General features: G+C 62.2%; 10 protein-coding genes and 2 pseudogenes. 5 read left to right on the top strand and 7 right to left on the bottom strand.

Features of this window, described 5'->3' with window-relative positions; translation table 11 throughout:
• The 3 genes and pseudogenes from AC4PS7_RS28630 to AC4PS7_RS28640 form a co-directional block, all read right to left on the bottom strand.
• A pseudogene (locus tag AC4PS7_RS28630) lies at positions 1-1,312 on the bottom strand (type IV secretion protein Rhs); the annotation flags it as partial.
• Positions 1,313-1,446: 134 nt separating this feature from the next.
• Complete coding sequence (locus tag AC4PS7_RS28635) at positions 1,447-4,530, bottom strand: efflux RND transporter permease subunit (RefSeq protein WP_047543911.1); 3,084 nt, start codon at positions 4,528-4,530, stop codon at positions 1,447-1,449.
• A 2-nt stretch (positions 4,531-4,532) separates the two neighbouring features.
• A complete protein-coding gene (locus tag AC4PS7_RS28640; RefSeq protein ID WP_492179872.1) occupies positions 4,533-5,639 on the bottom strand; it encodes an efflux RND transporter periplasmic adaptor subunit in 1,107 nt (368 codons plus the stop codon).
• A 100-nt stretch (positions 5,640-5,739) separates the two neighbouring features.
• On the opposite strand from AC4PS7_RS28640, the gene AC4PS7_RS28645 reads away from it, so the two are divergent.
• From AC4PS7_RS28645 to AC4PS7_RS28655, 3 genes are all read left to right on the top strand, one after another.
• Positions 5,740-6,945: a multidrug effflux MFS transporter gene (locus AC4PS7_RS28645; RefSeq protein ID WP_492179873.1), complete on the top strand. Its 1,206-nt coding sequence runs from the start codon at positions 5,740-5,742 to the stop codon at positions 6,943-6,945.
• Between the two features lie 76 nt (positions 6,946-7,021).
• Complete coding sequence (locus AC4PS7_RS28650) at positions 7,022-7,888, top strand: pirin family protein (protein ID WP_045791964.1); 867 nt, start codon at positions 7,022-7,024, stop codon at positions 7,886-7,888.
• Positions 7,889-8,065: 177 nt separating this feature from the next.
• Positions 8,066-9,511 (top strand): mechanosensitive ion channel family protein, encoded by a 1,446-nt coding sequence (locus tag AC4PS7_RS28655; RefSeq protein WP_021492314.1) that lies wholly within the window; start codon positions 8,066-8,068, stop codon positions 9,509-9,511.
• 4 nt (positions 9,512-9,515) lie between these two features.
• Here AC4PS7_RS28655 and AC4PS7_RS28660 read toward each other — a convergent pair whose 3' ends face one another.
• Entirely contained in the window at positions 9,516-9,953 is a 438-nt protein-coding gene (locus AC4PS7_RS28660) for an Rrf2 family transcriptional regulator (RefSeq protein WP_029529115.1), read from the bottom strand.
• Between the two features lie 144 nt (positions 9,954-10,097).
• Here AC4PS7_RS28660 and AC4PS7_RS28665 point away from each other — a divergent pair, with 144 nt between their 5' ends.
• A complete protein-coding gene (locus AC4PS7_RS28665) occupies positions 10,098-10,982 on the top strand; it encodes an NAD(P)/FAD-dependent oxidoreductase (RefSeq protein WP_010209761.1) in 885 nt (294 codons plus the stop codon).
• 98 nt (positions 10,983-11,080) lie between these two features.
• Here AC4PS7_RS28665 and AC4PS7_RS28670 read toward each other — a convergent pair whose 3' ends face one another.
• Together AC4PS7_RS28670 and AC4PS7_RS28675 are read right to left on the bottom strand one after the other, a co-directional pair.
• A complete protein-coding gene (locus AC4PS7_RS28670) occupies positions 11,081-11,659 on the bottom strand; it encodes a TetR/AcrR family transcriptional regulator (RefSeq protein ID WP_042572420.1) in 579 nt (192 codons plus the stop codon).
• 54 nt (positions 11,660-11,713) lie between these two features.
• A pseudogene (locus tag AC4PS7_RS28675) lies at positions 11,714-11,854 on the bottom strand (alpha/beta fold hydrolase); the annotation flags it as partial.
• Positions 11,855-12,056: 202 nt separating this feature from the next.
• Between AC4PS7_RS28675 and AC4PS7_RS28680 the strand changes: the two are divergent.
• Entirely contained in the window at positions 12,057-12,644 is a 588-nt protein-coding gene (locus tag AC4PS7_RS28680) for a LysE family translocator (protein WP_010209766.1), read from the top strand.
• Here AC4PS7_RS28680 and AC4PS7_RS28685 read toward each other — a convergent pair.
• Positions 12,586-13,479: an AraC family transcriptional regulator gene (locus AC4PS7_RS28685; protein ID WP_047543922.1), complete on the bottom strand. Its 894-nt coding sequence runs from the start codon at positions 13,477-13,479 to the stop codon at positions 12,586-12,588. The two genes, AC4PS7_RS28680 and AC4PS7_RS28685, sit on opposite strands and share 59 nt — an antisense overlap.
• Positions 13,480-13,514: the final 35 nt, after the last annotated feature.

Consider the following 13,514-nt stretch of genomic DNA (forward strand, 5'->3'; position numbering starts at 1 on the left):
AGAGCCCGTCCAGCGTTCCATCGGTGAGGGTCAGCAGTTCCTCGCCCGTGACCATGGACACCGGGCAACCGTTGGTAGCGGTCTTGTCCGAAGACGCAGCGGCATTCCCAGCCGGGTTTCGAGCGGAAGCAGGCACATCGTCGACAGGCTCCTGCCGCACCAACACCGTCCGTTGCGTGGCCTTGTCCCGAACCAGCGGTACCGGGTTGGCAACCACCTGATCCCCAACCTTCAATGGCACATCCGGAATTACCCTGATCGGCGTCGCCGCGCTGCCCAGCAACAACGGCTTGGCCGCTTCGACATGCGCGTCCAACCGAGGCCCGACGAGCTGATCGGCCAGCCTCTCCAGCCATCTACGCGTGCGGCCGGATTTGATATGCCCCACCACCTGGGGGCCCAGGCGCAGGGTCACACCCATGGCGCCTGCAACCCTCACGAGCAGCAGCCCGATCAATACATCGCCGGTGATTTCCCCCATCACCTCGTTCATTTCTTGCGGCGGCAACATCCGTATCCAACTGGATATCGCCGACACATAGATAAACACCAGCGGTTCATCGCTGAGCACCAACAGTCCGCGGCCAATGGCCTCCTTGCCCAGTTTCAGCAGTTCATCAAGTTCGGTCTGGGTAACGTATTGCAGCCACTTCTCACTGTGGGTCTGGATATCCGCCAGCAGGCCATACAGTTGCGTGAAGTTGTCCCAAAGGCTGTAAAGCGCCTTACCCATTCCCTGAAGAAACGCCTTCTCCAGCATCCTGCGTTGATCAAGAGGGTGAGCGTCTGTGTAATCCTTCCACTGCGCTTCGTAGGTACTTTCCCACGCTTCGCGCAGGCGAACTTCCAGCGCGTCAATCACCGTTTGATAAGACGCATACAGCGCCTTGACGTGGTCTCTTGAGACATTGGGATAGAAGCTGACGCGGTACTGCTGGTCGCGCTCACATTCGTCGACTTCGAGAATGCCGCTCGGGCCGATGGTCTTGTGGATCGGCTCGCCCAGTGGGCCGCCGCTGGGGTCGACGCGCTGAAGCACCACTGGCGTGTTGCCGATGGGTACAGCTCGCGTGCTTTGAAACATGTGCACCAAGGTCAACGTGCCGTTGGCCTGGCAAGTAGCGACGGTGCTGCTCGGAAAAAGGGAGCGGTTGATCGGCGCGACCAGCGCCACCTCATCCCCGACCTTGAAGACCTGTTCAATATCCAGCGCGGAAAAGCTCCAGAAGCTTTCCGCCCAGTCATCAAAGGTGTTCAGGCAATCCCGGAAGTCGCGAAAGACGCCCTCGATATCGACCGTCTTCACATCCATTGGGGTCAGGGCCAGCCTGCCAATGGCCGGGTTCAAGAAACCGCTCCAACAACAAGAAAATCCATCTGCAATCCCTCGCACTGTGTAGTCAGGCGAGGGACTTTGCAGAGGTTCCCGGAGGAGGGGAGTAGAGCTTATCCGGCAGTTATGTGGGAAGTTTCGACAACTCTCGTCTTCTCACGCCCCAGCACCAGGCTGCACAACGCCGGCAGGAACAACAGCGTCAACACCGTGCCCACCAGCACGCCGCCGATCAGTACGTAGGCCAGGGACGACCAGAACACCGACAACGTCAGCGGAATAAACGCCAGCGCCGCCGCCAACGCGGTCAGGATCACCGGCCGCGCACGCCGTACGGTGGCCTCGATGATTGCCGCGTGAATCGGCATGCCGTGGTCCTGGTTCTGGCGGATCTGGTCGGTAAAGATCAGTGTGTTGCGCATCAGGATCCCACCAATCCCGATCAGGCCCAGGATCGCGTTGAAGCCGAATGGCTGGTTGAACAGCAGCAACGTAGGCACTGCACCGATCAAGCCCAGCGGCGCAGTGGCGAAGACCATGAACATCACCCCGAACGAACGCACCTGGAACATGATCACCGTGAGGGTCAGCAGGATCATGATCGGGAACAGCGCGGCCAGGGCAACGTTAGCCTTGGCGCTTTCCTCAACCGGGCCGCCAATATCGATCTGGTAGCCGGCGGGCAGTTTGGCGATCAGCGGCTGCAGGTCTTTGTACACGGCCATTTCCACGTCGGGCGGTTGCACGCCGTCGATGATATCGGCGCGCACTTCCACGGTGGTCGCGCGATTGCGGCGCTTGAGGATCGGTTCTTCCATCACCGCCTGGAAATGTCCGACCTGGGCCAGCGGCACAGAGGTGCCGGCGCTGTTGGTGAGGGTCATGTTGTTGAGGTTGCCGAGGTCCTCGCGCTGGCCGCCCTGGGCGCGGGCGACCACGGAGACGGTGCGGTTGCCTTCGCGCACTTCAGTGATCGGGTTGCCGCTGAGCAGGGCATTGAGCTGGGATTTCACCTCGTTGGGGGTAAAGCCCAGCAGGCGCAGACGGTCTTGGTCCAGCACCAGCCGATAACCGCTGGTGCGCTCGCCCCAATCGAGGAAGGCATCCTTGGTCAGTGTGTTGGCGGCGACGACTTTGCGCACGTCTTCGGACACGCCACGCAGCACATCCAGATTGGGTCCAGAGACCCGGAACACCACCGGGAACGGCACGGGCGGGCCAAACAGCAATTGGGTTACGCGCACCCGCGCCGAGGCAAACTCACCCGCGGCAATCCGTTCCCGCATGCGCAGTTTCAACGCGTCGCGAGCATGAGAGTCGGGGGTTTGCACGATCAGCTTGGCAAACGCCGGGTCCGGCAGTTCCGGGTTCAACGACAGGAAAAAGCGTGGTGCGCCGCCCCCCACATAGGTGTCGACCAGAGTGGTTTGCGGCTCTTGCAGCAGGGCTTTTTCCAGCCGCGCGGCCACCGCTTCGGTGCTTTTGAAGGCGCTGCCGGGCGGCATGTACACCTCCAGAATCAGCTCGGAACGGTCGGAGTTGGGGAAGAACTGCTTCTTCACCACGCCCATGCCCGCCACGCACAGCACAAACGCGCCGACGACCAGCCCCGTCACCAGCCAGCGGCGCCGCACGCAGGCTTGCACCAGGCTGCGCAGTTTCTGGTAGTAACGCCCGGCGTAAATCGCATCATGGCCGCCGGGCACCGGTTTGATCTGCGGCAACAGCTTTACGCCCAGGTACGGCGTGAAGACCACGGCCACCAACCACGACGAAATCAGTGCAAAGCCGACGATCCAGAAAATATTGCCGGCATATTCCCCGGCCCCGGAACGCGCAAACCCCACCGGCAGGAAACCAATGATGGTCACCAGCGTACCGGTCAGCATCGGCGCCGCTGTGGAGCTCCAGGCAAAGGTGGCGGCATGGATCCGGTCGAAGCCTTCCTCAAGCTTCACCACCATCATCTCGATGGCGATGATGGCGTCATCCACCAGCAAGCCTAGGGAGATGATCAGCGCGCCGAGGGTAATGCGGTCGAATTCGCGCCCGGTCAGCAGCATGATCACAAACACCACTGACAAGGTCAGCGGCACAGCCGCCGCCACCACCAACCCGACGCGGAAGCCCAGGGCCAACAGGCTGATCACCATGACCACGGCCAGGGCGACGAAGAATTTCAGCATGAATTCGTTCACCGCCAGGCGGATATTTTTTGCCTGGTCGGAGACCTTGGCGAAGTTCACGCCCAGGGGCAGGTCGGCCTGAATCTTCGCTTCCTGGGCCTTGAGGCTCTTGTCCAGTTCCAGGCCGTTCCAGTGTTTCTCCATGATCACACCCAGCATCAACGCCGGGTCGCCCTGGTGGCGGATGCGGTAACTGGGCGGGTCTTCATAGCCACGGCTGACGGTTGCCACATCGGCGATGCGCAGCACGCGGCCGTTGACTTCCAGCGGTACGTTTTCAATCAGTGACAGGCTGTCGAACGCGCCGTCGATGCGGATATAGGCGCGAGCCCCGGCGGTCTCGACGAAGCCCGATGGCGCCACGGCATTCTGTGCGGCGAGGGCGGCAAAGATCTGGTCCGGCTTGATGCCCAGGGTCGCCAGGCGTTCATAGGAGAACTCGACAAACACGCGCTGTGCCTGTTCGCCGAGGATGTTGACCTTCTTCACGCCCGGCAGGTTGAGGAGACCCTGGCGCAGTTCTTCGGCCATCTGCACCTGTTGCCGATGGGGCAGATGTTCGGCCTCCAAAGCGTACAGCGCGAAGTACACATCGGAATATTCATCGTTGAAGAAGGGCCCGATCACGCCCTGGGGCAGCTTCGCGGCTTCGTCGCTGAGCTTTTTGCGGGTCTGGTAGAACAGGTCCTGGATTTCGCTGGGGCGTGTGGACTCCTTGTAGGTCATGCGCATCGATACGAAACCCGGTTGGGCGATGGTCTCGACGCGGTCGTAGTAGTCTAGCTCTTGCAGGCGCTTTTCCAGGCGATCGGCCACCTGTTCCTGCATTTCCTGGGCGGTGGCGCCAGGCCAGGCAGCGGTGATGGTCATTACCTTGACGGTGAAGGACGGGTCTTCGGCGCGCCCCAGTTTGCCAAACGAAAAGATCCCGGCGGCGAGGATCGCAATGATCAGGAACAACGTGACCGCACGATGCTTGACCGCCAGTTCGGAAAGGTTGATACCGCGCATGCTCAGTTGTCCTGTTTGCGGTTGAGGGCCAGCACCTGGGCGGGCAGCAGGCGCACGGGATCACCGCTGTGCAGCAGGTGTGCGCCGAGGGCAACGATGACTTGGCCGGGGCTTACGCCGCTGTCGAGCAGGGCGTCTTCCTGGCCAAGACTGGCGACTTTCACTGGCGCGAAACTGACCTTGTCATCTGCGCCGATCAGCCAGACGCCAGTGCCTTGGCCTGCATCCAGCAGGGCGCCGATGGGCACCCGGGTTTGCTGCACCTGGCCATTGCCTTGCAGGCGTACGGTGATGGTGGATCCGAGGGCAAAGCGGTCGACTGCGCCGTGCAGGACGTAGCGGGCGCGGTAGGTGCGGGTGGTCGGGTCGGCGCTGGCGGACAGTTCGCGCAGGGTGGCAGTCACCGCCTGGTCCGGGGCCCCAAAGGGGAAGGCCAAGGCTTTCTGCGCGGCCTGGTCGCGCTGGTTTTCCGGCAGGTTGACGATGGCTTCGCGCGCGCCGTCATGGGCCAGGCGTGCGACGATCTGCCCCTCGGCGACCACCTGGCCACGGTCCACTCGCACGTCGGTAATGATGCCGTCGCCATCAGCCTTGAGCACGGAGTAGGTACGGCGGTTTTCAATCTGGCTGGCGTCGGATTGTGCCGAAGCCAGCTCGGCTTCGGCCACGCGCAGGAGGGTCGCCGACTGGTCGAAGATCTGCCGCGACACGGCGCCGGTGCTGGCCAGGCGCTGGTAGCGGTTTTCGTCGTCACGGCGCTGGCGCAGTTGTGCCTGGGCGGCATGCACGCGGTTCTTGGCCGAGCGCAGGGCCAGTTCGAAGTCGCCGATGTCCAGTACCAGCAGCGTGTCGCCACGGGACACGTGCTGGCCGGGGTCGACCTTACGCTCGATGACCTTGCCGCTGACCCGGAAGCCCAGGTCGCTTTCGGTGCGTGCCGCAACCACGCCGGTATAGGCGCTTTGCTGGGTGCCGGCGGCTTCGACTTTGGCCGCGAGGACCGGGCGCGGCAGTGGGGTTTCAGCGGCGGTGTCGGCCTTGCTGTTGCAGCCATTAAGGATGATCAACAGGGCCAGGGGCGTGAGAAGACGCAAGGGAAGAGGGTGCATGGCGGGCTCCGGGGTAACCGTTGGGCAAAAAATTATGGACATAATTTTTTACGCATATTATGGTCGAAATATAAATTAATCCAGCCCCCGGATGCTCCTCATGACAAACGCCCCGGCGCCATCGCGAAGCTTGTTGTTTTTATTGGTGGCCCTGACGGCGCTGGGTGAGGTGTCGACCCAATTGATCATTCCCGGCCTTGGCGCCATCGAGCAGGCACTGGCCGCTCCAGCGGGCTCGTCATTGATGGCGCTGTCGGCGTTTGTCGCCGCATTCGGCCTCGGGCAATTGCTGTTTGGCCCGCTGTCGGACCGCATCGGCCGTCGGCCGGTACTGATCGGCGGTCTGGTGCTGTATGGGCTGGCGACCTTATCGATGCTGTTGGTCGATGACATCGAGCACTTCATCGCCGCCCGCGTGCTGCAAGGCCTGGGCGCGTGCGCCGCGTTGGTACTGGCGCGCACGGTGGTGCGCGATGTATGGAAGGCAGAAGCAGGGCCGGCCCTGGCATTGACCATGATCGGCATGCTCTACGCCATCGTGGTGGCGCCGATGGTCGGTGGCCTGCTGATCAAATGGCTCGGCTGGCGTGCGCCGATCATGCTGGCACTGGCGATTGGTAGCGTGGTGCTGTTACTGGTCCTGCTGTTCTTTCGCGAGAGCAATCACTACCTGGACCCCAAGGCCGGCCACTGGCGCTCCCTGGGCGGGCAATACCTGGATCTGCTCAGGGGGCGCCAGTACCGTGCGTTCGCCGTGGCGCTGGCGTGCACCTATGGCGCCATGTTTGCGGTGATCGCGGGCTCGTCGGCGGTGTTTATCAACTTGCTGGGCTTCAGCAGCCTTGAGTACGGCATCAATTTCGGCCTGATTGTGTCGATGCTGATCGTTGGTTCCACCTACACCCGGCGCAACATCATGCGCCTGGGCCCCCAGCGGATTGTGACAATGGGCGTGGCGATGGTGGCCGCTGGCGGGGTCTCGGCCGTGGTCATTTATGCGCTGTTCGGCCTGTCGGTGCTGGGTCTGGATATTCCGATTGCGCTGGTGACCCTCGGCGGCGGCCTGGTCTTGCCAGGTTCGGTGACGGGCGGGGTAATGCCCAACGCCCACCGCGCGGGCCTGGCAGCCGGGCTGATGGGGTTTGCGCAAATGTTCGGCGCCACCTGCAGCGGCGTGCTGTTGAGCCTGCTACGCGATGGCAGCGCCACGCCGATGATCGTCATCCAGGCGTGCTTTGCGGCGACGGCCTTTGTGGCGTTTCACCTGTTGCGTCAGCGTCAGGCCAACGGATTGTCCTATACATAGGACAGTTACGGCCGTATCTGCCAGCTAGTGCTCAACGGCCCGACGTCTTATGGTGGACTCACTTTGGAGGATCACCATGAAAAAACTCATCGGCATCTACACCAGTCCCCGCGCCCACTGGGTGGGCGACGGCTTCCCGGTGCGCACACTATTTTCCTACGACACCATGGGCAAGCACATCAGCCCATTCCTGCTGCTGGACCACGCCGGCCCGGCCGACTTTACTCCGACCGAGCAACGACGCGGCGTCGGCCAGCATCCTCATCGCGGCTTTGAAACCGTGACCATCGTCTACGACGGCGAAGTCGAACACCGCGATTCCACCGGTGCTGGCGGCAAGATCGGCCCTGGCGACGTGCAATGGATGACCGCCGCCAAAGGTATCCTCCACGAGGAATTCCACTCCGCCGCCTTCGCCCGCAGCGGCGGGAAGCTGGAGATGGTGCAACTGTGGGTCAACCTGCCGGCCAAGGACAAAATGGCCGACGCCGGTTACCAGACCCTTGTCGACGGCGATATTCCGGTACTGCCGTTGGCCAACGACGCCGGGCAACTGCGCCTGATTGCCGGAGAGTTTGCTGGCACCCAGGGCCCCGCCCGTACGTTTACGCCTATCGACGTGTGGGACCTGCGCCTCAACGCCGGCAAGCCAGTCACTCTGGAACTGCACGCAGGGCGCAACACCGCGTTGGTCATCCTGCGCGGAACAGTGCTGGTCAATGGCGAGGAAGTCGCGCGCCAAGGGCAATTGGCGTTGTTCGAGCGCGATGGCAGTCAACTCACACTGGAGTCCAATGACGACGCCAAGGTGTTGCTGCTCAGCGGGGAGCCCATCGACGAACCCATCGTCGGGCATGGACCGTTTGTGATGAATACCGAGCAGGAGATTCATCAAGCGTTTGCTGATTTTCAATCGGGCAAGTTTGGGCAAATGCAAATATAACGGCCCCGTGTAATCCAGTGTGGGAGCGGGCTTGCTCGCGAATGCGGTGCATCAGTCACAGAAACATTGACTGGCCGACCGTATTCGCGAGCAAGCCCGCTCCCACATTTCGTTTGTGCTATACCCGATAACTCCATTTCATGCGATCTTCTGCGCATTCGCCCTGGAGTCGCCTGGATGCCCTCATTTATCGCTGATCACCCGATGCTGTGCGCCCTGGCGCTGATCTTTATCGACATCGCCGTGTGGCGTCTTATTTCCGTCAACCTCGCCAACTGGAAGCTGGCGGCGCGGTTGGCGATTTTTGCCGTGTACAGCGCCGTGTTGTTCAATGACGGCATGAACCCCATGCAAGTGGCGCCTTATGCGGACAACACCGCCTTGCACCTCTCGGCCACTGCCTTGCAGATCGGTTGGTGGCTGTTTGCGGCGCGCACGCTGACGGTGTTGCTGGGTGCGGTGATGATGCAGCGGGTCGGCCACACCGGGCGCCTGTTGCAAGACCTGGTGGGGGCTGTGATCTTCCTGATCGCGATCATCGCCGCCATGGCGTACGTGCTCGATTTGCCGGTCAAAGGTGTGCTCGCCACTTCCGGTGCGGTGGCGATCATTGTCGGTCTGGCATTGCAGAGCACGTTGAGCGACGTGTTTTCCGGGATTGTCCTCAATACCACCAAGCCGTATCAGATCGATGACTGGATCTCCATCGATGGCACCGAAGGCCGAGTGACTGACATCGACTGGCGCGCCACGCGCCTGCAAACCTCTCAGGGCAGTCTGGCGGTAATCCCCAATTCCCTGGCGGCCAAGGCCAAGATCATCAACTTCTCGCGCCCGGCGGACATGTTCGGCCTGTCGGTCAGCCTGCAGGTCAGCCCCCATGCGCGCCCGCAAACCGTGATCGAGGCGCTGGAGCGGGCGATGCAAGGGTGTCGGCCGCTGCTGGGCAATCCGGCGCCGAGCGTGGCGTTCAAGGCCTCGGCCAGTGGCGGCGTCGAGTATGAAATCAGCGGGTTTGTACCCGCCATGAGCCTCAAGCGTGAGGTGCGCAACCAGCTTTACGACCTGGCCTTCAGGCACCTGCAAGCGGCCGGGGTGGGATTGCTGTCGGCCACCGAAAGCAGCACACCGCCGGCCATGTCCGCGGCGCGCGCATTGCTCGAACGCTCGTCGATTTTCTCCACCCTGCGCCAGGAAGAGAAAGACACCTTCAGCCAGAACATGACCCTGAACGCCTACCGCGCCGGCGAGATGATCCTGCCGGCGGGGGAGGTCAGTGACCATTTGTTTATTGTCGAGTCCGGCGTGGTCTCGGTGATGCTGACCAAGGGTGGGCACAAGGTCGAAGCAGGACGAATGGGGCCGGGCGAGGTGATTGGCGAGGCAGGGATCCTGTCGGACCAGGCGGCGCTGGCGGACTTCTCGGCCAAGACGTTCTGCACCTTGTATCGCATTGAGAAGGAATACCTGAAACCCTGCCTGGATGCGCGTCATGACATCAGCGAGGCCATGAAGACCCTGCTGGATTTCCGCCTGCACGCCGCGCAGGCCTTGACCCAGGAAGCGCCGGTGGTGCCGGTCAAGAAGGGGTTCCTGCAATGGTTGCGCAATCGCGGATTGTAGTTGATCAAGGCGCCATGGCAATGCGGTAACGCTGGTCAAAATCCTCGGCCAACTGCGCCAGCGTCACGTCGCCCAGCCGTGCCAGCAACAGCGCCTGGGCCTGATCGAAGGCATCCGTCAGCGCTGCGTTCACCGCTTGTTCGACCAGGCACTCCGGGTGGTCGGTGGACAGGCCGATGGCGAATATCGACGGCGTGCCCAGGGCGCTATGAATGTCCAGCAAGGTGATTTCATTCAAGGGTTTACCCAGGCACCAGCCACCCTGGTGACCTTTTTCCGAGCGTACATAGCCCTTTTCCTTCAGCAGCCCGAGGGTGCGCCGCACCACCACCGGGTTGGTGCCCAGCATCTGCGCGATGGTCTCCGAGGTGGCGCGCTCCTCATGTCGGCCCATATGGATCAGCACGTGGAGCATGCGCGAAAGTCGGGTGTCGTTTCTCATCGATAGGCCTCAGGTTGATTCGGACGAAAGTATCGTTCGTAACCTAAAAAGTTGCGAGACTATTGACGCGGTATTTTTATGTAACTTATGGTGTGTCGTGAAAGCGTTCGGATAACCGGATGCACATGACCGGGGGTCACCTTCATGCTGTACGACGTCATTATCGTGGGCGGCAGTTATGCCGGCCTGTCAGCGGGCCTGCAATTGGCAAGGGCACGGCGCCAAGTGTTGGTGATCGATGCGGGGCAACGGCGCAACCGCTTTGCGGCGACTTCCCACGGTTTTCTCGGCCAGGACGGTCAGGCCCCGGAAGCCATCGCTTCGCAGGGGCGCGGCCAATTGATGGCATATCCGACGGTCACTTGGGTCCAGGACCGCGTGATTCAGGCGAGTGGAGAGTCGCAAGGCTTCGCCATTGGCACTGAATGCAACGGCACGTTTCACGCCAAGCGCCTGATCCTCGCCACCGGGGTAGTGGACGAGTTGCCCGCCATCGAAGGCCTCGAATCACGGTGGGGCAAGCACGTGTTCCATTGCCCTTACTGCCACGGCTACGAGCTGGACGAAGGCCACATAGGCGTCTTGGCCACCTCAGCCTTGGCCATGCACCACGCACTGATGCTGCCGGATTGGGGCACCACCACCTTATTCACCAACGGCGTATTCATCCCGGATGCCGAGCAACAGGCACACTTGGATCGACGCGGGGTCAGCGTGGAATGCGGCGCGGTACGGCGCATCTGTGGCGAGCGCGCCGACCTGGAGCTGGACGATGGGCGGCTGTTCAGCCTCGATGGGATCTTCACGATGTCCCGCACCCGAATCAGCCCTTTGGCCGCGCAACTGGGCTGTGAGCTGGCGGACGGCCCAACCGGTCCCTACCTGCACACCAATGACATGCGCCAGACGTCCCAGCCTGGCGTGTTCGCCTGCGGCGATGCGTCCCTCGCCGCCGGTTCGGTCGCGCTGGCCGTGGCGGAGGGCGTGCGCGCCGGCGTGGGCGCGCATTTTTCCTTGATCAACGGTTGAGGTGCACCGGGCTGTCGGTGGACAGCGAGGCCTTTACCGCCAGGGCATGATCGGTGATCAGCACTTCTTCGCGGCCTTCGCTCAGGGCTTGAAGCGCTTCAGCCATCCACCAACTGCTGGAACAGCGGCGTCAGCAGGTCGATCAGCACCTGTGGATCGGCCTTGGCCAGCGCCGACAACTCCAGCATCTGGCGCATGACCTGGAAACCCGACACCAGGGCTATCACCAACGCGGCACGCTCTTCGTGGTGGGCGCCCTTGAGTGCAGCGGCCATGGTTGCCTGATGACCTTTTTCCACTTGCTCGCGACCGATGATGGCTGCGCGTTTGCTGGACGCCGCATGCAACATGATCAGGAAACCTTCCAAGGGCTTATTGCCGGCTTCGGTGAGGCTGACCAGTGCGGTGGCGATGGTACGGCCGAGGTTTTCCGAGCTGAGGTTGCCTGGCGTCAGGATGATCCGGCTGGCCAGGGTCTCGGCGATCACTTCGGCAAACAGCTCTTCCTTGGACCCGAAGTAGCGGTTGACCAGCATCTCGGTGAGCCCCGCGCCAGCGGCGATCTCGCGCACCCCGGCGCCGTCATAGCCCGATTGGGCAAAGGCCTTGCGCGCGGACAACAGGATGGCTTCGCGGGTGACGGCGGCATCGCGCCGTCGTGGAATCGGGTTGGGCATTGGTGTCCTGTTAGGGCGGGTATCGGTGGGTGCGCAGGTGATGCGCGCCGACAGGATGCTCTGCAATTGCGCGTCGGTCCAGTTCGGTTGGCTGGCCCACATATGGCTGATCTGCTCGACACACGCGTCGTACTCTTTAGGCGTCGGCGAGCTCTTGGCGTACTCCTTGCCAGCGCGTTCGATAAAGGCGGCGAAGTTTCTCAGCGTTCAGCGGCTTGAACCGCAGAAAAAGACAGCATCAGGCAGGCAGAAGTTACGCCGCCTTTAGGGCCGACGATGGAATAAGCCTGCACACGCATACACGATCATTCGGCGAGGGTGATTTTGTTCAATACCCCGGCCGACTCGCCGTTTACCGTGGCCTCACCATCACGGGTTCGAATAAAAAGGAACTGCAATGAGCTTGATCATTTCCATGGCTGCCTTCGCCCTGGCCACGTCCATCACGCCAGGCCCGGTCAATGTGGTTGCGCTGAGTTCGGGGGCGCGCTTCGGCTTTGTCGCCAGCCAGAAGCATGTGTTTGGTGCTGCTGTGGGCTTCACGTTGCTGTTGGTGTTGATTGGCCTGGGCTTGCATGAGGTGCTGGTACGCTGGCCGATATTGACCCAGTTGATCCAGTGGGGCGGGGTGGCGTTCCTGCTGTACATGGCCTGGAAACTGGCGGCGGACGATGGCCGTCTCGACGCCGAAGGTAACGCCACCGCGCCATCGATGCTGTACGGGGCGATCATGCAATGGCTCAACCCCAAGGCCTGGCTGGCCTGCGTGGCGGGGATGGGCTTGTTTGTCGCGGATGGCGATGCCGCACAGGTCTGGCTGTTTGCGGCGCTCTACCTGGTGATCTGCTACCTGTCCGTGGCGTGCTGGGCCTACGCCGGGACGTTCCTGCGCCGCTACCTCGGCAACCCTCGGGGTGTTCGCGTGTTCAACCGCTCAATGGCTGCGTTGCTGGTGGCCAGTGTGGGTTATTTATTGATGGCTTGAGCCGGTCGCGGTACTGCCCCGGCGTGGCGGCGAAATGCTGTTTGAACGTGCGCTGGAAATGCGCTTGGTCGGCAAACCCCGCGGCCAGCGCGACATCGGCGATCAGCTCACCCTGGCGCAATTGCGCGCGGGCAAACTGGATACGCTGGTTGACCAGGAATGCGTGGGGCGTCAGCCCGTAATACTGCTTGAATGCACGGATCAGGTAGGACGGCGACAGCTCGGCCGCCACGCAGATATCTTCCAATCTGAGTGCGTCGGTGCAGTGTTCGCGGATGTAGTCGGCGGCGCGTTCCAGCTTGTGGTTGACCTCGCGCACCGGCGTGTCGGAGGGGTTGAGGCGCTGTTGCACTTCAGTGAAGTAACTCACCAGCGCGCTCTGTTTTTGCAGGTGTTCGGCCTGTTCATCCACCAGTATCCCGTACAACTCCAACAGGCCTTCGTAAAGCACCGTGTCCCGGGTGTAGGGCGTGTTGAAGGGCCGATAACCCTGCTCCGTGCTGAAGCCCAGTTGGTGCTGCAAGTCCGTCAGCCAGGGCGTGTCGATGTACACCATCTGGTAGGACCACGGCTCATTGGCGATGGGGTTGCAGGCGTGTACGTCGCCGGGGTTCATCAACACCACCGTGCCGGCGCTGATCTCAAAGGTCTCGGCGCCGTAGTGGTAATAGCTGCGCCCCGTGGTGACCACGCCGATGGAGAAATGCTCGTGCGCGTGACGGCTATAGGTGACCTTGCGCCCATCGGCAATGGTGCGTGCTTCGACGAAGGGCAGGCGCTCGTCGCGCCAGAAGCGCGGCGAGCGTGAAAGGTGAGCGAGGCTGTTCGGCGACATGGCGGCGGGTCCCTCCCTTGAGCGAGTGAAGGGAT

The sequence above is a fragment of the Pseudomonas sp. DW-iso3 genome (assembly GCF_058725305.1).

Excerpts from the sequence above, each read along its gene's own strand:
- AC4PS7_RS28655 (WP_021492314.1), top strand. The coding sequence starts at position 8,066 with ATGCCCTCATTTATCGCTGATCACCCGATGCTGTGCGCCCTGGCGCTG.
- AC4PS7_RS28685 (WP_047543922.1), bottom strand. The coding sequence starts at position 13,479 with ATGTCGCCGAACAGCCTCGCTCACCTTTCACGCTCGCCGCGCTTCTGG.
- AC4PS7_RS28640 (WP_492179872.1), bottom strand. The coding sequence starts at position 5,639 with ATGCACCCTCTTCCCTTGCGTCTTCTCACGCCCCTGGCCCTGTTGATC.
- AC4PS7_RS28645 (WP_492179873.1), top strand. The coding sequence starts at position 5,740 with ATGACAAACGCCCCGGCGCCATCGCGAAGCTTGTTGTTTTTATTGGTG.
- AC4PS7_RS28660 (WP_029529115.1), bottom strand. The coding sequence starts at position 9,953 with ATGAGAAACGACACCCGACTTTCGCGCATGCTCCACGTGCTGATCCAT.
- AC4PS7_RS28650 (WP_045791964.1), top strand. The coding sequence starts at position 7,022 with ATGAAAAAACTCATCGGCATCTACACCAGTCCCCGCGCCCACTGGGTG.
- AC4PS7_RS28680 (WP_010209766.1), top strand. The coding sequence starts at position 12,057 with ATGAGCTTGATCATTTCCATGGCTGCCTTCGCCCTGGCCACGTCCATC.
- AC4PS7_RS28635 (WP_047543911.1), bottom strand. The coding sequence starts at position 4,530 with ATGCGCGGTATCAACCTTTCCGAACTGGCGGTCAAGCATCGTGCGGTC.
- AC4PS7_RS28670 (WP_042572420.1), bottom strand. The coding sequence starts at position 11,659 with ATGCCCAACCCGATTCCACGACGGCGCGATGCCGCCGTCACCCGCGAA.
- AC4PS7_RS28665 (WP_010209761.1), top strand. The coding sequence starts at position 10,098 with ATGCTGTACGACGTCATTATCGTGGGCGGCAGTTATGCCGGCCTGTCA.